Origin of the sequence: Phormidesmis priestleyi ULC007 (genome assembly GCF_001895925.1) — a bacterium.
Taxonomy (GTDB): Bacteria; Cyanobacteriota; Cyanobacteriia; order Leptolyngbyales; family Leptolyngbyaceae; genus Phormidesmis_A; species Phormidesmis_A priestleyi_A.
On sequence record NZ_MPPI01000021.1, the window covers coordinates 57,879 to 77,950 of the forward strand.

At 48.3% G+C, this 20,072-nt stretch carries 17 protein-coding genes and 1 pseudogene; 10 read left to right on the forward strand and 8 right to left on the reverse strand.

What is annotated here, in order from left to right; translation table 11 throughout:
* Positions 1-72: 72 nt before the first annotated feature.
* The 4 genes from BRW63_RS17140 to BRW63_RS17155 form a co-directional block, all read right to left on the reverse strand.
* On the reverse strand, positions 73-462 hold the full coding sequence (locus tag BRW63_RS17140; protein WP_073073254.1) for a hypothetical protein: 390 nt from the start codon (positions 460-462) through the stop codon (positions 73-75).
* A 26-nt stretch (positions 463-488) separates the two neighbouring features.
* The gene (locus BRW63_RS17145) at positions 489-668 is read right to left on the reverse strand and encodes a hypothetical protein (protein WP_073073256.1); all 180 of its coding nucleotides are present in this window, start codon (positions 666-668) and stop codon (positions 489-491) included.
* Positions 669-703: 35 nt separating this feature from the next.
* Complete coding sequence (locus tag BRW63_RS17150) at positions 704-4,192, reverse strand: DNA polymerase III subunit alpha (protein ID WP_073073258.1); 3,489 nt, start codon at positions 4,190-4,192, stop codon at positions 704-706.
* A gap of 229 nt (positions 4,193-4,421) precedes the next feature.
* Positions 4,422-5,525, reverse strand: a complete 1,104-nt coding sequence (locus BRW63_RS17155) for a Gfo/Idh/MocA family protein (RefSeq protein ID WP_073073262.1) — start codon at positions 5,523-5,525, stop codon at positions 4,422-4,424.
* Between the two features lie 149 nt (positions 5,526-5,674).
* On the opposite strand from BRW63_RS17155, the gene BRW63_RS17160 reads away from it, so the two are divergent.
* The 3 genes from BRW63_RS17160 (at position 5,675) to BRW63_RS17170 (ending at position 8,433) form a co-directional block, all read left to right on the forward strand.
* Positions 5,675-6,397, forward strand: coding sequence for a Uma2 family endonuclease (locus BRW63_RS17160; RefSeq protein WP_073073263.1), 723 nt, complete (start codon positions 5,675-5,677; stop codon positions 6,395-6,397).
* A 140-nt stretch (positions 6,398-6,537) separates the two neighbouring features.
* Entirely contained in the window at positions 6,538-8,016 is a 1,479-nt protein-coding gene (locus BRW63_RS17165; protein ID WP_073073265.1) for a DEAD/DEAH box helicase, read from the forward strand.
* Positions 8,017-8,022: 6 nt separating this feature from the next.
* Positions 8,023-8,433 carry a nuclease A inhibitor family protein gene (locus tag BRW63_RS17170; protein WP_073073267.1) on the forward strand — a complete coding sequence of 137 codons (411 nt, stop codon included), beginning with the start codon at positions 8,023-8,025 and terminating at the stop codon, positions 8,431-8,433.
* A gap of 4 nt (positions 8,434-8,437) precedes the next feature.
* On the opposite strand, the gene BRW63_RS17175 is transcribed toward BRW63_RS17170, so the two are convergent.
* Positions 8,438-9,313, reverse strand: a complete 876-nt coding sequence (locus BRW63_RS17175) for a DNA/RNA non-specific endonuclease (RefSeq protein WP_073073268.1) — start codon at positions 9,311-9,313, stop codon at positions 8,438-8,440.
* Positions 9,314-9,444: 131 nt separating this feature from the next.
* Between BRW63_RS17175 and BRW63_RS17180 the strand changes: the two genes are divergently transcribed.
* The gene (locus tag BRW63_RS17180) at positions 9,445-10,053 is read left to right on the forward strand and encodes a Uma2 family endonuclease (RefSeq protein WP_073073270.1); all 609 of its coding nucleotides are present in this window, start codon (positions 9,445-9,447) and stop codon (positions 10,051-10,053) included.
* A complete protein-coding gene (locus tag BRW63_RS17185; protein ID WP_073073272.1) occupies positions 10,053-11,267 on the forward strand; it encodes a DUF790 family protein in 1,215 nt (404 codons plus the stop codon). The genes BRW63_RS17180 and BRW63_RS17185 overlap by 1 nt, the downstream gene beginning before the upstream one ends.
* Before the next feature lie 52 nt (positions 11,268-11,319).
* On the opposite strand, the gene mscL is transcribed toward BRW63_RS17185, so the two are convergent.
* From mscL to rimI, 3 genes are all read right to left on the reverse strand, one after another.
* A complete protein-coding gene (mscL, locus tag BRW63_RS17190; protein ID WP_073073274.1) occupies positions 11,320-11,736 on the reverse strand; it encodes a large conductance mechanosensitive channel protein MscL in 417 nt (138 codons plus the stop codon).
* A 223-nt stretch (positions 11,737-11,959) separates the two neighbouring features.
* A complete protein-coding gene (locus BRW63_RS17195; protein ID WP_073073276.1) occupies positions 11,960-14,440 on the reverse strand; it encodes an ATP-dependent Clp protease ATP-binding subunit in 2,481 nt (826 codons plus the stop codon).
* Between the two features lie 170 nt (positions 14,441-14,610).
* Entirely contained in the window at positions 14,611-15,243 is a 633-nt protein-coding gene (rimI, locus tag BRW63_RS17200; protein ID WP_223257410.1) for a ribosomal protein S18-alanine N-acetyltransferase, read from the reverse strand.
* Between rimI and lysA the strand changes: the two genes are divergently transcribed.
* The 5 genes and pseudogenes from lysA to BRW63_RS17225 all read left to right on the forward strand — a co-directional run bounded on the left by lysA (position 15,236) and on the right by BRW63_RS17225 (position 19,868).
* Positions 15,236-16,696, forward strand: a complete 1,461-nt coding sequence (gene lysA / locus BRW63_RS17205) for a diaminopimelate decarboxylase (RefSeq protein WP_317615825.1) — start codon at positions 15,236-15,238, stop codon at positions 16,694-16,696. The genes rimI and lysA overlap by 8 nt on opposite strands.
* A 130-nt stretch (positions 16,697-16,826) precedes the next feature.
* Complete coding sequence (gene cdaA, locus BRW63_RS17210; protein WP_223257411.1) at positions 16,827-17,765, forward strand: diadenylate cyclase CdaA; 939 nt, start codon at positions 16,827-16,829, stop codon at positions 17,763-17,765.
* Positions 17,766-17,932: 167 nt separating this feature from the next.
* Positions 17,933-18,679, forward strand: a complete 747-nt coding sequence (locus BRW63_RS17215) for an isoprenyl transferase (protein ID WP_073073279.1) — start codon at positions 17,933-17,935, stop codon at positions 18,677-18,679.
* Positions 18,680-18,774: 95 nt separating this feature from the next.
* A pseudogene (locus BRW63_RS17220) lies at positions 18,775-19,188 on the forward strand (DUF3370 family protein); the annotation flags it as partial.
* Between the two features lie 68 nt (positions 19,189-19,256).
* Positions 19,257-19,868 carry a lysophospholipid acyltransferase family protein gene (locus BRW63_RS17225; protein ID WP_083583024.1) on the forward strand — a complete coding sequence of 204 codons (612 nt, stop codon included), beginning with the start codon at positions 19,257-19,259 and terminating at the stop codon, positions 19,866-19,868.
* Positions 19,869-20,072: the final 204 nt, after the last annotated feature.

The window sequence follows — 20,072 nt, forward strand, 5'->3', positions numbered from 1 at the left end:
GTCTGGAGGTGATGTGGCTCCTTTGCCTGAGCAAGCCTTGGCGATCGCGCTACTGCAAGGTGAGCAATCGTCTCAATTACTGACGCAATGAATAACGCTCTTAGTAGAAAGGGCAAGCTCAAGTAAAGCCTCTAGATCCTTCATGAGAAACCAGTTTAGATGATGCTTATCTAGATATCGGTCTGCTAGCTCAGAAAGAACTTGTTCACGTAGTTGAAGATCTTTTGGAAGTTTATTACCTTTCAAGTAATGCTTTCTGGCATCAGATCGGCTCAATTCCATTATGTTATGCAACTCACTGAGCCAGATCTTTTGCATGTCTTCATGCAATTTCGTATGTTGAAAAACTAGGAAGTTTTTAATAGCAGGGTTCTGAATCTTATTGACAAACCGTAGTAGAAAAATATCATCAATCTGTAAATTGATAGAGATTGTATTGTCAGTTCTAATCTGCCATTGCATTTGTTGTTCTCTGGCTTAGGTTAACCCTACTGAGTTTGAGCAGCCACCACATCCAGCGTTTTCCCCTGCTGAAACACCTCGATCGTATAGCCCGATTCTTGGAGCGCTTGAGAAAACGGCAGCTCATCCACAATCACTCCACGATCGCCCGTCACCGCCGCACTTTCTGGCACATCTCGCTGCAAAATTGCCCAATGAAACAACATATCCGCTGAGCGGCTCTTAGTATGTAGTGATCTATTTAAGCACTAACTAACGAAGACACTCGTGCCCGAAAGCCTTCTTTTCCTAAAGCCGTCACCGTTGCGTGTTCGTCTTGCACCCGAAACTTTTGCCCAAACCGCACAAAATAACGACGATCGTGAGCACTGACGATCGCTACCACTGAAATCCTAGCGCTATGGTCTTCGCCTCGCTGCTCTTGCAGGATTTGCCGCAGTCGATATTGTTCTTGACTGTCGTTTGCTTTACTCGGTTCGAGTTCGACCATCACCATGCGGACGGTTTCGATCGGTTCTGCATCGTCAAGGATGAACTGCACCTGATCATCGCGGCGATCGACTTTGCCCCACACCATCAGTCGGGCATCGGGAACGATCAGATGTCCAATTCGCTCGAAAGATTTGGGGAAGACGACGGCTTCTGAGTGCCCGGTCAGGTCTTCGATCGTGATGATTGCCATCCGATCGCCCTTCTTGGTGGTGACGGCTTTGACGTTGGTGAGCATGACGATCGCGCTGATGCTGTCGCCTTCTTGACGATCTCCCAAATCGCTCAAGCTAATCGGCGCAAGAATCTTTGCTGACTCTTGCAACTGTTTAAGTGGATGATCAGAGATATAAAAGCCGAGAACTTCTTTTTCTAAACGCAGTTTTTCTTGCTGCGGAAAGTCGGGCACTTTTGGCGCTTTGGGTGCCGTCTCAAAGCTGGATTGCTGACTCGCACCGCCGCCCATCAAGTCGAACAAATTGCCCTGACCGCTGACCCGATCTTTAGCGCGAGATTGTGCCCAATCCATCACCAGTTCTAAGTCTTGGATAAGTTGATTGCGATTTGAATCAACGTTGTCAAAGGCTCCACAGTAGATTAGAGATTCTAAGGCTCGACGATTAATGGCGCGGGAGTCTACGCGATCGCACAAGTCTGCCAGCGATTTGAACTCGCCTTTTTCTTCTCTAGAGACAAGGAGGGCTTCAACTGCACTTTGTCCCACATTTCTGACGGCGTTTAAGCCAAACAAAATGTTTTCTCCAGTCGGCGTAAAGTCTACGCCAGAGCGATTGATATCAGGCGACTGCACCTGAATATTCATGCTGACGCAAGAGGCAATATATTTCTGAACTTTATCTTGATCGCCACTGTTAGCGGTAATCAATGCCGCCATATATTCGACGGGATAGTTTGCTTTTAGATAAGCGGTTTGATAAGTGACGTATCCATAAGCTGTTGAGTGAGATTTGTTAAAGCAATATTCAGCAAATTGCACCATTTGCTCAAACAGCGCATCTGCAACGTTGGGTTTAACGTTGTTCTTCCCGGCACCTTCGACGAACATTTCGCGGTGCTTTTCCATTTCAGATTTTTTCTTTTTGCCCATCGCCCGACGCAGCAGATCCGCTTGACCGAGCGAATAGCCTGCCATATCTTGAGCAATCTTCATGATTTGCTCTTGATAGACCATGATGCCGTAGGTTTCGTTGAGAATCGGTTTGAGAATGTCGTGCGCGTAGTCGATCGCTTCTCGCCCGTGTTTACGATTGATAAATTTAGGAATCAGCCCCGCATCCAATGGGCCTGGACGATAAAGGGCAAGCACTGACGAAATATCTTCGATTCCTGACGGTTTGAGATCACGGACAATTTGCCGCATCCCTGATGACTCAAGCTGGAAGACACCTTCTAACTCGCCTCGTGCTAGAAGCTTGTAGACTGCGGGATCTTCAAGCGATAGGTTATCAAGGTCGATCGTCACGTGACGAGTTTGCTCAACTAGCTCCACCGTTTTTTGGATCATCGTCAGGTTTTTGAGTCCCAAAAAGTCCATTTTTAGCAGACCCAGAGTTTCGATGTCCTCCATGTAATATTGGGTAAAGACTGCCCCATCCGCGTTGCGTTGAAGTGGCACGATCTCGTCGAGCGGATCGGAGGAAATCACAATTCCGGCAGCGTGAATGCCCACACTTTTGTTGGTGCCTTCAATCCCGATCGCGGTGTCTAGCCAGTGCCGCACTTTGGGATCTTTGTCATATTTCTCTTTGAATTCTGGCGCAGGCGTTTTGTCAGAAATCATTACCTCCAGTTTGACGGGTTTGCCTCGAATCACCGGAATCAGTTTCGCCATGCGATCGGCATCGCCATAAGGCACATCTAATACTCGCGCTGTGTCTTTGAGAACCGCTTTAGAAGTCATGCGGTTGTAAGTGATGATCTGCGCGACTCGTTCAGTGCCATATTTTTGAGTGACATATTGGATCACTTCATCGCGGCGATCGATGCAAAAATCGGTATCAATATCTGGCATCGATTTCCGTTCGGGGTTGAGAAATCGCTCAAACAGCAAGCCGTGATGCACCGGATCGATATTGGTGATTCCGAGGGCATAAGCAACCAGCGATCCGGCTGCCGATCCACGTCCCGGCCCGACGGGAATGCCATGATCTCTAGCGTATTTGATGTAGTCCCACACGACTAGAAAGTAAGTCGCAAACCCCATCTGCTGCATCATTTCGAGTTCGTAGACTAGGCGATCTTGATAGACTTGGCTGACCTCGACGCGAGACTGGCATTTTAGCCGCTTAAAAAGTCCTTCCCAGGTGATTTGCTCTAGATAGGCATTATGCGTCTGACCCGTCGGAACGGGATAATTGGGAATGCGCGGCTCATCCAAGATTTTGTATTCTTCGATTTTGTTGGCAACCTCGACGGTGGTGACGATCGCTTCTTCGATCACATCATCGGGCAAGTGGTCGCGAAACAACATCCGCATCTCGTCGGCTGATTTGAGATATTCGGTGCCGCTATATCTCAGTCGTTTGTCTTCTGAGATCAGCTTGCCCGTTTGAATGCACAGCAACGCATCGTGCGCCTCTACGTCATAGCAAGAAATGTAGTGAGAATCGTTGGTGGCAATGATTTTAATGTCTAGCTCACGGGCAATCTTGACGACCTCAACGTTGACGATTCGATCTTCGGGTGAGCCGTGATCTTGAATTTCTAAATAATAATCATCGCCAAATAGGTCTTGATACCACCGAGCGACGCGACGAGCGATGTCAGGCTTGCCTTGCAGAATCGCCTGCGGCACTTCACCACCGAGACAGGCACTTGTGACGATCAAGCCTTCGTGGTATTGCTCTAATAAATCTTTGCTGATGCACGGGCGTGAGAAAATTCCTTTTCCCTGGACTCCTTTGAGATGGGAAATCGTGGTGATCTTGACTAGGTTTTTATAGCCTTGAGTATTTTTTGCGAGAACGACCTGATGGTAGCGAGGTCGGCGTTCTTGCTTAGTGATGTCGCCGTTGATCACATACATTTCATTGCCAATGATCGGCGTAATCTTGCCTTTGCAGACCTTGATTAGCTCGATCGCGCCGTACATCACCCCGTGATCGGTGAGGGCGATCGCGGGCATTCCCAGTTCCATTGCTCGATCGACCAGTTTGGGTAACTGACTGGCACCATCTAGCAAGCTATAGTCGCTGTGAATATGTAGACCAACAAAAGACATAACTGCTCAAACCACACAACGGAGTGAGACTAGAGTAACCGATCGTAGACGCTAGATCTAATATTTTTTTTGGCCGACCACTCCACATATAGAGTCAGCAAGGTGTAAAGGCACAAATCTCAGATTTGACCTTAGCCTCGCGCCTTTTATTGCACAGGTTTAGTACCAATGTATCAAACCTATCAGAAAAAGGGTTATTTTGTACTAGACTTTTATAAAAAGTAGGCGGTCATTCTCGATCGGGCACATTCACCCAGGTTCCTGTCTCATTCGATTCGTGAGCTAAATCCATCAGGAGTTGTGAATAAACGCCTTCTTTGAGCGAGGGCGGCAGAGACTCGCGGCGATCGATGCCCAACACAAACTGATCGACCACTCGAATGAAGGGCGCAATTCTGCCGTCAGCATAGACTTGAGGAAACGCGAGGCGCTTAGGAATCTCTAACTCCGCCAACGGCTGCCCATTTTGACTGCCCAACAGCCTGAAGCCGTGAACATAGTCTTTTTGATGGTCACTGCCGAGAATGAGTGTGCCGCGATCGCCATAGACTTCGACCCAGTGCCCGCGTCCCTGATAAGTGGCAGCACTTAAGCAAATCTGGCAGGGCGTTCCGTCGGCTAATTCGAGCATGATTAAACAAGTGTCATCAGCATCCACGAGCTTCAACTGTCCAGAATTGGGATCGGGTCGCTCTGGAATCGAAACTTGCAGACGCGCACACAGACGTTTTGTCGAGCCAAATAACCAGGCGATATAGTCAAAAGCGTGAGATCCGATCGCGCCCAGTGCACCGCCGCCCTGATCTTTTTGGGCATACCAATTCCAGGGGCGCGAAGCATCAGCGCGACTCGACACCAGCCAGTCAACTTTAATCAAGCGTTTTTGTCCGACATAGCCTTCTGAAATTAATTCCGCTAATCGCTGCCATGCTGGGACAAAGCGAAACTCAAAGTTCATCGTCGCGATCGCGTTTCTCTGCGCCGCTAATTCTTGCAATTGCCGCGCTTGTGACACCGATAACGCAGTCGGTTTTTCTAACAGCAAATGTTTTCCGGCTTCGAGTACTGTCTTTGCCATCTCATAGTGCAAAAACGGCGGCGTTGAAATACTAACCGCTTGAACGTCTGGCAGCGAGACAATCTCTTCTAACGTTTGGCAGGCATGAGGAATATTGTGAGCTTGAGCGATCGCTCGTGCTTTCTCTAAATCACGATGATAGACCGCCACAATCTGGGTGCGCGGATGTTGTTGAAACCCCGGCATGTGAACTTTTTGACCGAAGCCTGTGCCGACGATCGCGACTCCGATCGGAGATTGACTAGAAAAAACCATACTTATCTAGACTCTAAATCGGCAACGATACTATGAGTATCCCACCCTTAATCCGTCCTCGTGCCACCTTTGTGTAAGATCACCATAAACAGCTACGATTGTAAAGCAAGCTTGCTTCAGAATTGCCATTAAAGCCAGAGGGTTTTCTCATGTCGCAAAGTCTCGCCCATGAAGTTGATCTGTCGCCCGACCTGCAAGACCTGGTGATTGAGGACAACACCCCTTTGGATAATTTAATTACCGAAAAACAACAGCGTCTCTTAACAGAACCGCTTTACAGCAATTCTGCGGTGCTTGATTGTCCCTCTCTGCTGGCAGCAAACGTCGGAGTATTTTATGCAGTACGTCAGCCTCCGATCGTGCCTGATGTGTTTCTGAGCCTCAACGTCGAAATTCCTGAAAACTGGCATGAGAAAAAAAATCGCACGTATCTCGTGTGGGAGTTTGGTAAACCGCCCGATGTCGCGATCGAGATTGTCTCTAACAAAGAAGGTAATGAGTTGGGCAGTAAGCTTAGAGACTATCCTCAGATCGGCGTGGCTTACTATGTGGTGTTTGATCCCCTCCAACAGTTGGGAGACACCCTCCTGAGAGTCTTTGAGCGGCGAGGAAACCGCTATCAAGCGATGACAGAAACCTGGCTAGAACAGGTGGGCATCGGCTTAACTATCTGGGATGGTGTATTTGAAGGTAAGCACGATCGCTGGTTACGCTGGTGTACCCGCGATGGCATTGTACCGACTGGAGCAGAGCAAGCCAAACAAGAGCAGCAACGAGCGGAGCAGGAGCGACAACGAGCGGAACGAGCTGAAGCCAGAGCCGAGCGACTTGAAGAGCAACTGAGAGCAATGGGAATCGATCCTGATGCTTGACCAGCAGCCTGTCTTAATCCTCATCCTTCCATAAGGCAGTTTGGGTTTCCACCCTTAATCTCGCCTTTTGGCTTGCGAAACCCTCTCAGAGATGACACGATAAACGTCATACAAGCGAACAAGTGTTCTGAGCAAAACTTATGGCTCGTACTCCTACGCTCAAGTTCGATCGTGGCACTCTGATTTTGCATCCCCCACCTAAAGGGAGGGCATGGATGGACTATGCAATTTGGGACGATCGCATCGAACGATTCCGCATTCCCGCTCACCAATATCGCAATTTGGTTCTGGCACTCCGCGCTGAAGGCACCGAGCTTGATGACAAAGCTAAAGCTTTTGCAGAAGTTGAAATGGTGCCTAGTTTAGAGATGGAACCCTATCCACACCAGCAAGAAGCCCTCGACGCATGGAGACATGCCGGGCGGATGGGAGTTGTCGTTCTCCCGACTGCTGCTGGAAAAACCTATCTAGCGCAATTGGCGATGCAAATTACGCAGCGCAGTACGTTGGTGATGGTGCCTACATTAGACTTGATGCACCAGTGGTATGCACACTTAACGGCGGCGTTTCCCGATGTCGAAGTCGGGTTACTGGGAGGCGGATCACGCGATCGCACTCCCATTCTCGTGTCAACCTACGATAGCGCTGCGATTAATGCTGAAACACTCGGCAATCAATACGCGTTGTTAGTGTTCGATGAATGCCATCATTTACCGAGTGGCTTCAACCGAGTGATTGCAGAATTTGCGATCGCGCCCTATCGATTAGGATTAACGGCAACACCCGAACGCACAGACGGCAAACACGAAGATCTAAACACTTTAATCGGTGCAGAAGTCTATCGCAAAACCGCAGAAGAATTATCCGGTTCAGCACTGGCAAAACACAAAGCGACTCAAATCAAAGTTAAGCTTTCCAAACAAGAGCGAGACCGCTACGATCGCTTAGTTCAAATCCGCAACGCCTTCCTAAAAGAAGCGAATATTTATCTCAGCAGCGCTCAGGGATGGCAACGATTTGTGCAAGCCAGTGCCCGATCGAAAGCCGGACGTAAAGCCATGTTGGCGCACCGAGAAGCAAAAGCGATCGCCTTTGGCACCGAAGGAAAACTCCGAATTCTAGCCGATCTCTTATCACAACATTACCCTGAACGGACTCTGATTTTTACAGATGACAACGCCACCGTCTATCGCATCTCTCAAGAGTTTCTGATTCCTGCAATTACGCATCAAACTCCAGTTAAAGAACGGCACGATGTTCTGACTCGATTTAAGCAAGGGGACTATAAAACGTTGGTTGCTTCACGAGTTTTAAATGAAGGCGTTGATGTCCCGGAGGCGAGTGTCGCGATCGTGCTGTCGGGTACAGGTTCTACTCGCGAATATATTCAGCGATTAGGGCGAATTCTACGCAAAGGCAAAGATCCCACCAAGTTAGCGTTGCTTTACGAAGTCGTGGCAGAAGACACTAGCGAAGAAGGTGTTTCTCGTCGTCGCAAAGGGGAGAAATCTCCTACAAAATCACCGCAACATCAACTAGAGTTAGTGCCGCCCCCTTCGGTTTATGCTGTTCCTAAGAAATCAATTCCTCGTGCCGCCGAACCCGAAGCAGACTGGTAACTCCTCATGACTCAAGATTCCTCAGACCTGATCACTCAACTCAAAGCAGCCTGCGACAATCTACTGTGGATCACTGAGTCAGAGCATCCATTTGAGGCGTTTTGCTGGCAAGACCAAACAGCTTCTGACTTGACCGATGAGCAGCTATTAGAATTGACTCATCACTCAATAGATACGATCGTCAAGACTGTTGACCTCGACTCTTTTTTTGAATTTGTTACTCAATCACAAGACTGGTATAGTGACGAAGAAATTGAAACGATGAAAAAATATCAGCAACTTGTCGCCACACTCAAACAGCATCTCACTCACCTCAAAGTCTACCGACTCGGTGAGATTCAGTTAGATATCTACATTATTGGACAAACTCCAAATAGTCACCTCGCTGGAATCACCACAAAAGCTGTCGAAACTTAGCCTACTAATTGACCCGCTCAACGACTTTATCGACTTTTTCCTCAAGTTGCACCTGCGCTGCATCTGGCACATTGGTCAAAAAGTTATAGCCCGTTCTCTCTTCAATCAAATCAACGCTGACTCGATATTTGCGCCAATCCATATCTTTGATGCCTTGCTGATTGGGCATATCGATCGCAATAATCCGCGTATTTGCCGTCACATCACTAGCGCTCAACCCAGTCTTATCCATAACGACAATTACTTTCCAAACCCGATCGGGCACCACAATTTTGACATTGCCCTTCCCAATCGATCGCGTGTTTCCATAGCCACCCGCGATGATGTATAGTTCCTTTCCTTGCTCTACTAAACCACGACTATAGTTCTCTAACTGCGCCCAAGGGCCCTGATTATTATCAGGCGCTTGCGGCACAATGTTTGTCATTAAGAACGTGGCAGAAATATTTTGGGGAGTATTGTCACGATCAGCAGCCGGAGTCATGTGTCCACGATCGTATCCACTGTTGTTATAGTCACTAGACCTAACTTGATACCAGCCCTTTGGCAACGCCGGATCAGGACGAAAATCGTTACGGCGCGGGACATTTCCTAGCCAATCTTTGTTTAACTGCCAGCTTGACCAATTGGGAATTAGCTTACTGTTGTTGTAAGACGTAACATAAGGTCGGTCTGGGCTTTGCAACAGATACTCATCATCTGGATTAGTCTCCTTTACATTCTTAGGAATACCCATCTTGGCATGAAGGTTAGAAGTGACTCCAATCAGCGATGGGTTTGGTTCTGACGTGGGTTGTTGCCGAAACAGCCAAACGCTACCCACTGCGATCAAAATTAAGACCGCGATCGCGATTACCCATTGCCACCGTGATTTCAACATATAACCCGTCTCTCGATCGTAATGCTGCCTTTCATTATGACGTGGCAAAATCAAAGAAGTTACACAGAGTCGTTAAACTACAAGAATGCTACGAGCAAAATTTCTGCTTTCACAGCAATTGAGAGTTCGTCATGCAGCTAACAAGCCTCACCCTTAATCTAAAACCCGCTTTGGAATTGACTGACGAGCAATTTGAGCAAATCTGTCGCGCCAACCGAGACTTGAGATTTGAGCGCACTTCCCAAGGAGAATTAATTGTTATGTCACCGACTGGTGGCGAAACAGGAAACTGGAATTCTGGCTTAACGGGGCAGCTCTGGTTTTGGAATCAGCAAAAGAAACTGGGTAAAAGTTTTGATTCTTCAACCGGGTTCAAACTGCCTAACGGGGCAACTCGACCCTTGCGGTATCTGCGAAGCAGCGCGTCCGATGCCACATGGGTTCAGCAAGACCGATGGGATAGTCTAACTCCTGAGCAGAAAAAGAAATTTATTCCGCTATGTCCTGATTTTGTGATCGAGTTGCGCTCTCCGACTGACGATTTAGAAGACGCACGCGCAAAAATTCGAGAGTATCTAGAAAATGGGGCATCTCTAGGCTGGTTGATTAATCCACAAGATCAACAGGTTGAAATCTATCGTCCAGGTCAACCGATCGAGATTCTCGATCGCCCCAACCCCCTCTCTGAAGAAACCGTCCTCCCTGAATTCATCCTTGATTTACGCGAGATCTGGAACTAATGCTGCCATCTGATCTGTTAATGCATCGGTTTAGCGGTGAAGAGTTGGTTCCGAAGCGGTTAAAGCTCGATCAATCCAATCTGGCGATCGCTCAAGATTTGATCACTCTATTTCAAGAAGCCAAAGGCATCACTAAAGGCGAACTCAACCGCCAACTATTAGAACTTGAAGGCGAAGAAACCGACTATCGCATCAAACGCGGACTTGCCCATCTCCTCAACAGTGGGTTTAGCACCTTTGAAACCATTAGTCCTTTAGAGCCACCGATGCTGAGAGAGCGAATTTTTGCGCTGTCTGCTCAAGTTGCGCCCAGTGTTCAAGCAACACAAATCACGCTCGATCATCTCGCAGATCTTCTCACTCAAGAGTTGGGTCATGAAGTGTTAACTGACCAGATCCGATCGGGACTTTACGCCGATCTTCCCGACAATCAAATCCTAACTGAGTTTGAAGTTCCGACTTCAGAAGCCTTACTACATCGCTATAATCTTTCTCAAGTGCAAGGGGTTTTTTACCGTGCCAGCCATCTGATTCTAAATGCTCATCGCAACGATCCAGGTCAATATAAACTGCTGTTTCGCTACGTCAAACTGTTTCAGTTAATGACCTATATTGAGGGCGATGCCGATCACGGCTTTACGCTAACCGTTGACGGGCCGACGAGTTTGTTTAAGCCATCTACCCGATATGGATTGGCGATCGCCAAACTGCTTCCCGCGCTGCTTCATGTCTCTAAATGGAGCCTAACTGCCGAACTGCAAGTCAACGATAGCTACTCTGGCAAGACTCGCACCGGACGCTTTGCCCTCGAATCAGAATGTGGGTTAGTCAGCCACTATCCCCCTGGCAAAACCTACGACAGTATGTTAGAAGCGGGGTTTGTCGAACGCTGGCAAAAAGCTAAAACTGAGTGGCAACTAGAGCGAGAAGTAGACTTAATTCCGATTCCTGGCAGCGTGATGATTCCCGATTTTCGGCTCGTTCACCCTGACGGACGCACCTTTTTGCTAGAAATCGTCGGCTATTGGCGACCAGAATATCTCAAAAAGAAGTTTTCTCAAGTGCGACAGGCAGGACGCGACGACTTGATTTTGGCAATCTCTGAGCGGCTCAACCTAGAAAAAGCAGGAGTCAACTTTAACGATACATCTGCCAGAATTGTTTGGTTTAAAGATCAACTATTACCCAAAGCCGTCTTAGAAGTTTTGGAATAGTCATGGAGCGATCGCCTAACTTCCCCAGAAAGTCAAGCGATCGCTCCGTTGCTTATCGACTTTCCAGTGATGAAGTGAGACGCTCGATCGCTCCCGTCAAGCGCTCTTGAGACAAAACAACTGGGTCAGCAGCCTCCGCTTCTGAAACGGCTTCTTGATGCTGAAACCGCTTCTTCGCCTTCTCAAACGCCCGAATCAGGAGAAAAATAGAAAACGCAATCACGATGAAGTTGATAATTGCAGCCAGAAAGACCCCATATTTAATCCCATTGAAATTCAAACTTTGCAAATTGTCTACCTTAGCTGCTTGCAGGGCAGGGTTGAGAATTACGGGCGTAATGATGTCTTCTACAAGGGAAGTGACGATTTGATTGAATGCGCTGCCAATAATGACCGCAACCGCTAAATCAATAACGTTTCCCCGCATCAGAAATTTCTGAAAATCTGCTAAGAATCCACTTCTTGCCATAAGAGATAATTCCTTGTATGAATGGAATTAATAGTAATAGGTTCTACCGAACTTGCGCTGTATTGTATTTTCTTATTTAAAGCTAGTTTATTAAGTTTTACGAGCCTTTCAGAATCACAAAGCTTTTTGTGCGATTAAGCTCAACTCAATTGATACAAAAAAGTGGTAGAAATTTCAGAACTTCTACCACTCAAAAAATTAACTAAAGTTAGAGACCTAGAGCTTACTCAACCGCTTGCGGAAGAGGAAGTAGCTCTCGCTTCTCTCCTTGCAGAACTTTTACCTGTCCGGTCTCATCCACATCCATGATTGCGACATCGCCGTCTTTGATGCGGGCCGTGAGAATCTCCTCAGCGAGAGAGTCTTCTAGCAAGCGCATAATGGCTCGACGTAAAGGACGCGCTCCATAGCTGGGGTTAAAGCCTTCATCGACCAAACGATCCTTAAATCGTTCAGTGACTTCCAGCGTGATCCCCTGCTCAGTCAGACGCTTGAAGACATCGTTGAGCATGATGTCTGCAATTTGCTTAACTTCTTCTTTGATCAATTGACGGAAGACGATGATTTCGTCTAGACGGTTAAGAAACTCAGGACGGAAGTAGTTCTTCAGTTCTTCGTTGACCAATGAGCGGATTCGGTTGTACTGCGACTCTGCAACGTCTTCGTTGGCAAACTCAAAGCCCAAACCGCCGCCACCCTTCTCAATCACCTTAGAACCAATGTTCGAGGTCATGATCAGCAACGTGTTCTTAAAGTCAACAGTGCGACCCTTAGCATCTGTTAGACGACCATCTTCAAGAATTTGCAGCAGCATGTTAAACACATCTGGGTGCGCCTTCTCAATTTCATCAAACAGCACGACAGTGTAGGGTTTACGACGAACGGCTTCGGTCAACTGCCCCCCTTCGTTGTAGCCCACATAGCCAGGAGGCGAACCAATCAGCTTAGAAACAGTGTGCCGCTCCATAAACTCGGACATGTCGAGCCGAATCATGGAATCTTCGGAGCCGAAGAAGTAGGCAGCCAGCGCTTTCGTTAACTCAGTCTTACCCACCCCAGTTGGCCCGGAGAAGATAAAGCTCGCGATCGGACGATTAGGATTTTTCAAGCCCACTCGCGCCCGACGAATCGCACGAGACACTGCTTTCACCGCTTCATCTTGACCAATCAGCCGCGTGTGCAGCGTGTCTTCCATGTGCAGCAGCTTTTCAGACTCAGATTCGGTAAGTTTATTCACCGGAACGCCTGTCCACGAAGCCACAATGTGAGCGATATCTTCCTCGTCCACAATGGGAGACACATCATCACCCGACGCATCTGTTGTTTTTTTGGTTTGAGCGATCGAACGAATCTCAGTTTTGATTTCCGTTTCGCGATCGCGCAATTCGCCTGCACGGTCAAAGTTTTGTGACCGCACCGCGTCGTCTTTATCTTTGAGGACTTGGCGCAATTCCCGATCCAGTTCCTTGGCAGCAGGTGGTAACTGAGAGTTAATTAACCGGACGCGGGAACCTGCTTCGTCAACTAAGTCGATCGCTTTGTCGGGTAGGAAGCGATCGGAGATGTAGCGGTCTGAGAGCTTGGCAGCCGCCTCAAGGGCAGCATCCGAGATCTTCAGTTTGTGGTGCTGCTCGTAGCGTTCGCGCAGACCTCGCAGAATCTCGATCGTTTCGTCAACAGAGGGTTCGCCCACCATGACGGGCTGAAAGCGGCGCTCTAGGGCAGCGTCTCGCTCAATATGCTTACGATATTCATCGAGCGTGGTGGCACCGATGCACTGCAACTCGCCTCGTGCCAAAGCTGGCTTGAGGATATTGGCAGCGTCGATCGCGCCTTCAGCAGCCCCTGCCCCAATTAAGGTATGAACTTCGTCGATCACCAGAATGACGTTTCCAGCAGACCGAATCTCGTCCATGATCTTCTTGAGGCGCTCTTCAAATTCGCCCCGATATTTGGTGCCTGCAACCAGTAGACCAATGTCTAAGGTCATGACGCGCTTGTCTTCCAAAATGTCTGGAATGTCGTCATTGGCAATGCGCTGGGCAAGCCCTTCTGCGATCGCAGTTTTACCCACACCCGGCTCACCGATCAGAACAGGGTTGTTCTTAGTGCGGCGACCCAAGATCTGGATCACTCGTTCAATTTCTTTTTGACGACCGACTACGGGGTCGAGCTTTCCGTCGGCTGCCATCTGAGTCAGGTTTGCACCAAACTCGTCTAGCGTCGGAGTCTTGGTTCGCCCTTGACCGCCGCCCGGAGAAACCTCGGCGGTTTCACCCAACATGCGAATCACTTGAGTGCGAACCTTGGAGAGATCGACACCCAGGTTTTCAAGCACCCTAGCAGCGACTCCTTCACCTTCTCGAATCAGACCCAAGAGCAGGTGCTCAGTGCCAATGTAGTTGTGACCTAACTGACGAGCCTCTTCAAGAGACAGTTCTAGAACTCGCTTCGCCCGTGGGGTAAAGGGAATTTCCACGGCAACAAAGCCAGAACCTCGACCAATGATTTTCTCGACCTCAATCCGAGCGTCTTTGAGATTAACGCCCATAGATTTCAGTACTTTGGCGGCGACGCCGGTCCCTTCTCCAATCAGACCCAAGAGGATCTGCTCTGTACCTACGAAGTTATGACCCAAGCGGCGAGCTTCCTCTTGGGCTAGCATGATCACCTTAATGGCTTTTTCTGTGAAGCGTTCAAACATGGCGTATTTCCACTCACCTGCTGCGTTGCCGGTACCGATGATTCTAACATAGCGGAATTGTCTCGCCACTGGGTTTACGCCGCAGGGAAGAGTCGCGATTACCGAACCCAATCGTTCGGGATCGCTAGATGCCTGAAATTTATTGCCAAGGGCAGATTGTCACCGAACCCTTAAGCGTCTGTCAACAAAAATTCTTCTGTCGTAAACGTATCAGGGGTAACAATTAAAGTCCAATTATTTTCATGAAGGCGATCGCAGATTTGCGTCTGCCAACTCGTCAAAAGGTTAGGAAAATTGGGGTGTTGCAGTCCGCCACGCCAAAGAATGCTGGCATCCTCTCCGGTGTCGGGGTAGTAGCGCTTTCGTCGCCCTGCCTCGCGAAAATCAAACTTTTGGTATAGATTAAGCGCGGATTGATTAGAAATTCTTACCTCTAGGGTAGCTCTTTCTAACCCTCGTTGGCGAGCAGATTGCAGCAGGGCAAGCAAGATCGCCTGCCCAAACCCTAGACGCTGATAGTTAGGGTGAACGGCGACGATCGTAAGATGAGCTTCGTCTAAGATCGCCCAAAGGCACCCCAACCCCAGCACACACGAGGAGCCATGAGCTACTAAAATTAGCAGGTCACTATTAGGGCTTTCCAGTTCTCTCTGATAGCCTTCTAACGTCCATAGACCCCCAAAACATAGCTGATCAAGGGCTAAAACAGCCGGAAGAAACTCTGAAGTTAAACGCCTAAGTTCTAGGGAAGTCACACAAGCGGGTTGAATTCGGGTCAGAATACACAGCCCCCAATTGTACACTGGTAATAACAAAGATGGCTTTAACCTGTTCGCGATCGAGGACGAAGACAACGAAATGACATTGACTCAACCTGTGGAAGTGCAATCCGGTCGGCAATATTTACCTAACTCAATGGCTTCTGGGGATCGATCGCCCAATCAATTCCTGTTGCCCCTGACTGCCCAAGTCAACCGCGACGACTGCTTAGAGATTGGCGGCTGTGATATCTCTGAACTGACACAAAAATTTGGTTCTCCTCTTTATGTCTTAGACGAAGTGACATTGAGAACCGCTTGTCGTCAATACCGCGATGCGTTTAAGCGCTACTACCCCGGAGAATCACAAGTTCTCTACGCCTCGAAAGCCTGGAATTGTTTGGCAGTCTGCGCGATCGTTGGTAGCGAAGGCTTAGGAATCGACATTGTTTCAGGGGGCGAACTCTATACCGCTCTGAAAGCAGGTCTTGACCCTAACAAGCTTTATCTGCACGGCAATAATAAGTCATTAGATGAATTGAGATTAGCGATCGAGTCAGGTTGCACGATCGTGGTTGACAACTGGCTAGAACTGAAGACGTTGGCAACTTTGACTTGCGATCGTCAAACGCCGGTGCGGATCATGCTACGCCTAACGCCTGGTATTGAGTGTCACACTCACGAATACATCCGCACCGGGCACCTGGATAGTAAGTTCGGCTTCGATCCCAATCAGGTTGACGAACTGTTTGAATTTGTGAGTCAACAATCTTCGCTGGCATTTGTAGGATTACACGCGCACATCGGGTCTCAAATCTTTGAACTGCAACCGCACCAAGACTTAGGAACTGTGATGGTGCAGTGGTTGAGCAAAGCGGCACAATATGGTTTGACGATTCAAGAACTCAACATCGGCGGCGGTTTAGGCATTCGGTATAGCGAATCGGATGATCCTCCCAGCATTGATGAATGGGTAAAAGTAGTGTGTGAGTCTGTAGCTGCTGCCTGCCAAGAGCAAAACATTCCGATGCCGAAATTATTATCGGAACCGGGACGATCGCTAATCGGCTCTGCTTGCGTCACGGCCTACACCATAGGTGGGGAAAAAACCGTTCCTGGAATTCGCACTTATATTAGTGTCGATGGTGGAATGTCAGATAATCCACGCCCGATCACCTATCAATCGCTTTATCGTGCAGTCGTCGCAAATCGGATGTCTGCCCCGATCGCCACTCAAGTTACGATCGCTGGAAAACACTGCGAATCGGGCGATATTCTAATTAAAGACGCGCAACTGCCAGAAACCCGATCGGGAGACATTCTCGTAGTCATGGCAACCGGAGCCTACAATTACAGCATGTCCTCCAATTACAATCGGCTGCCTCGCCCTGCGGCTGTTTTGGTAAATGCAGAAGAGGCAAACGTCATCTTGCAGCGCGAAACCTACGAAGATCTGATCCGCCACGATCGCCTCCCAGAAAGATTGAAAGAAGGGTAAAGCGGGAAGGGTAAAGGGTGAAGTAGTTTTGAAGATTGAATAAAATCCAGCTTGAAACACTCCTGTGGCGCTTTCACCCTCTACACTTGACCCTTTATCCTTATTAACAAACCCCGACTGGATACAGTCCTTGTTGATTTTCATCCTCGACAATCTCAGGTTTCTGATTGATATTGGGTTAGTGTTAGCGCTGACCTATGTGATGTTGGTGATCATCGGTGAGCGCCGCACTCTATGGATGGTCAGAGGCTTTATTGTGCTCATGCTGGCAGCAGCGGTGAGCCAAAGATTAGAACTGAAACTTCTGAGCTTTGTACTCAATAACTTGGTCATTGGCGCGGCTGTGGCAATGGCGTTTATTCTGCAATCAGAGTTTCGTCGTTTTTTAGAGCAGCTAGGACGAGGTGAAATCTTCCAGCTATTTCAGCCGTCGCGAAGAAACTTGCCGCGATCGGACAGCGTAATTGACGAGATAGTCGATGCTGTTAAAGAACTGTCGCAAAACCGGATAGGAGCACTGTTGATTTTAGAGACTTCTATTCCGATCGACGAGCGCGATTTCTCAGTTCCAGGGGTTAAGCTCAATGCTGAAGTTTCTAAAGAACTCCTTCAAACTATCTTTCAAACGACAACTTTACTTCACGATGGGGCAGTCTTGATCAGAGGCTCCCGAATCATTGCGGCAGGTGTAATTTTACCGCTCTCAGAGCGGACAGCCTCTCGGCAGTTAGGAACTCGGCATCGTGCCGCGATGGGTATCACCGAAAGGGTTGAAAACTGTATCTGTGTCGTCGTTTCTGAAGAAACAGGGTCGATTTCTCTAGCCGAAAGAGGCGCACTCAACCGTCCCCTAACCAGCAGTAAACTAAAAGAACTTCTAGAAGCGCGGTTTTCTGAATCGGGCGATCGTGAACCCGTCGCCCCCGATTTGCGGAGTTTGGCCCGTCAGATTTCTGGTAAAGCACTGTCTCTATTCTCACGCTTATTTCGACAGAAAAAGATGGGTGATTCTGAAAGCAGCCTGAGACCCAACCCCAAATCAAAAGATCCAAAAAATCAGAGTGACTAGCTCAGATTCTTGTACTATGACATCTTTGCAAGAGATTTATTTTAGTTGTGGTTCAGAGTCGTTAGTCTAGAGTGCAACCCTGTGCGATCGCTCTATCAAATTTCTTCCGGTAAATCTTCACTCATTTGACTTTCTATCACTCAAGCATCGGCTCCTCACGAAAAACAATGACTGCCAAGCACACCGTCTTACAATTACCGACTGATCTAAAGCGAGACCAGCTACCCAAACACGTTGCTGTAATTATGGACGGCAATGGACGTTGGGCAAAACGTCAAGGGCTACCTCGAATTATGGGACATCGGCGAGGGGTCGATACACTGAAAGAGTTGCTGCGGTGCTGTCGAGATTGGGGGGTGCAAGCGCTAACTGCCTATGCGTTTTCGACCGAAAACTGGGGGAGACCGCTTGAGGAGGTTGAGTTTTTGATGACGCTTTTTGAGCGGGTGCTGCGCCAAGAACTGCGGGAAATGATGCAGGAGAATGTTTGCATTAAGTTTGTCGGCAATCTCGGCGCTTTACCCAGAAGCCTTCAGGCTGAAATTGAGCGATCGATGCTAGAAACTCAAGACAACCAGGGCATTTGCTTCACGGTTGCCACAAATTATGGCGGACGGCAGGAAATTTTAAGGGCGTGTCGAGCGATCGCGATTCAAGTTCAGCAGGGACTTGTGCAACCCGAAGACATTGATGAAGGTCTGTTTGAGCGTCATCTCTACACCGCAGGCATCCGTGATCCCGATTTATTGATTCGGACAAGTGGTGAAATGCGGTTAAGCAACTTTCTGCTGTGGCAAATGGCTTATAGCGAAATTTATGTAACCGATACGCTGTGGCCCGACTTCGATCGTCAAGAATTTCACCAAGCACTAGCCGCTTATCAGCAACGAGAACGAAGATTTGGAAAAGTCTGATAAATTTTGAATGACGAATGTGGCATCACTTATCCAAATTTCAGACTTGACACGCAAACTTAAATTAACGTGAGTCTCCGAGGCACCTTCAAAGTGCTCCGATGCTAGTTCGCTATCCTGATACTACAGCCTATCTAGCAAACGTTAATTATAGTATCCAGTACAATCTCACCTTGCCTCTCAAAAATACAATCCAGCAACTGCAAACCGTTGCACTGGTTGTCCAAACCCCTCTCAAAGAAAACAAGAGCAAGAATGAAGTCCTGTTTCTGTCTACCCCAGACTCCAGAATCTTCTCTCGCGGCACAGTACGACTTCGCCATACCGACGATCGAGGTCTTTCTCAAACTCGCTACATCCATCTCGTCCAACGCAGAGGGCAGCAAGGACAACCTTTAATTACGCTAAGTATCAAACCGGGCGATCGTCGCTCAGTTGAGGTAGATTTCCTCTATCCTCCAGATGCCACACCTCCTCAAATCCTCACGATCAAAAATCTAGGCAACTAACTGTGTCTAAATCTGCCAAAGTCGTTCCCTGGCTCTACTGGTCGATCGTTCCTATCCACCGCGCCTTCATGCACCTTTATTTTGGAAGAATCACAATTATCGGTTGCGAGAATCTCCCAAAAACAGGTCCAGCCGTTTTCGCATCCAAGCACTTCAGCCGTTGGGATTCGTTGGTACTTGCTTTGCTAAGTACAGAATCCCTCAGATATATGTCCAGGTCTGATCAAATGACAGGCATTCAGGGCTGGATCGTTGGACGCTTAGGAGGCTTTTCAGTTGACCCGGTTCATCCCACTGTTTCTAGTATGCGGACTGCGATCGAAGTGCTTCACAGTGGCAAAAAGCTGGTTGTTTTTCCCGAAGGCGGCATCGTCCGCGATCAACCTCTGCGTCCTCTCAAGACGGGACTAGCTCGTTTAGTGCTACAAGCTGAGGCGATCTCAACCCAACCGCTTTCGGTGTCCGTCGTCCCAATTTCTCTCTACTACAGTCCTACTGCTGCTCCAAGAGCTAGAGTCTTCGTCCTCATCAGTCCGCCTATTCGAACCGACCAGTATCGTCAGTCAAATAACAAGCAAACCGCTCAGGCTTTGACCGAGGCATTGCAGAAGTCAATATTAATTGGTTTAGAGAGAGTAAAAGGAATGAGTAAGGGGGCAACAGAAGACAAACCGCTTTAATCTTTCAAGCTTGTGTGGAAGATTGAACCAAGTCTAGTAAAGTGCCCTTCTCCAAAGGCTTCCAAGGCTATTTCAAGAAAATTTCCCCTTTTTGCTTGACACGGTTCGCCTTGCCAAGTTATATTAGTCAAGCGGGTGAGAGGAACGGACGCGAAAGCGAAGGTTCTTCCCGTGCTGAACCAAGACAACTGCATAGTTTAGAAG

Excerpts from the sequence above, each read along its gene's own strand:
- BRW63_RS17140 (WP_073073254.1), bottom strand. The coding sequence starts at position 462 with ATGCAATGGCAGATTAGAACTGACAATACAATCTCTATCAATTTACAG.
- BRW63_RS17145 (WP_073073256.1), bottom strand. The coding sequence starts at position 668 with ATGTTGTTTCATTGGGCAATTTTGCAGCGAGATGTGCCAGAAAGTGCG.
- BRW63_RS17150 (WP_073073258.1), bottom strand. The coding sequence starts at position 4,192 with ATGTCTTTTGTTGGTCTACATATTCACAGCGACTATAGCTTGCTAGAT.
- BRW63_RS17155 (WP_073073262.1), bottom strand. The coding sequence starts at position 5,525 with ATGGTTTTTTCTAGTCAATCTCCGATCGGAGTCGCGATCGTCGGCACA.
- BRW63_RS17160 (WP_073073263.1), top strand. The coding sequence starts at position 5,675 with ATGTCGCAAAGTCTCGCCCATGAAGTTGATCTGTCGCCCGACCTGCAA.
- BRW63_RS17165 (WP_073073265.1), top strand. The coding sequence starts at position 6,538 with ATGGCTCGTACTCCTACGCTCAAGTTCGATCGTGGCACTCTGATTTTG.
- BRW63_RS17170 (WP_073073267.1), top strand. The coding sequence starts at position 8,023 with ATGACTCAAGATTCCTCAGACCTGATCACTCAACTCAAAGCAGCCTGC.
- BRW63_RS17175 (WP_073073268.1), bottom strand. The coding sequence starts at position 9,313 with ATGTTGAAATCACGGTGGCAATGGGTAATCGCGATCGCGGTCTTAATT.
- BRW63_RS17180 (WP_073073270.1), top strand. The coding sequence starts at position 9,445 with ATGCAGCTAACAAGCCTCACCCTTAATCTAAAACCCGCTTTGGAATTG.
- BRW63_RS17185 (WP_073073272.1), top strand. The coding sequence starts at position 10,053 with ATGCTGCCATCTGATCTGTTAATGCATCGGTTTAGCGGTGAAGAGTTG.
- mscL (WP_073073274.1), bottom strand. The coding sequence starts at position 11,736 with ATGGCAAGAAGTGGATTCTTAGCAGATTTTCAGAAATTTCTGATGCGG.
- BRW63_RS17195 (WP_073073276.1), bottom strand. The coding sequence starts at position 14,440 with ATGTTTGAACGCTTCACAGAAAAAGCCATTAAGGTGATCATGCTAGCC.
- BRW63_RS17215 (WP_073073279.1), top strand. The coding sequence starts at position 17,933 with ATGACTGCCAAGCACACCGTCTTACAATTACCGACTGATCTAAAGCGA.
- BRW63_RS17225 (WP_083583024.1), top strand. The coding sequence starts at position 19,257 with ATGCACCTTTATTTTGGAAGAATCACAATTATCGGTTGCGAGAATCTC.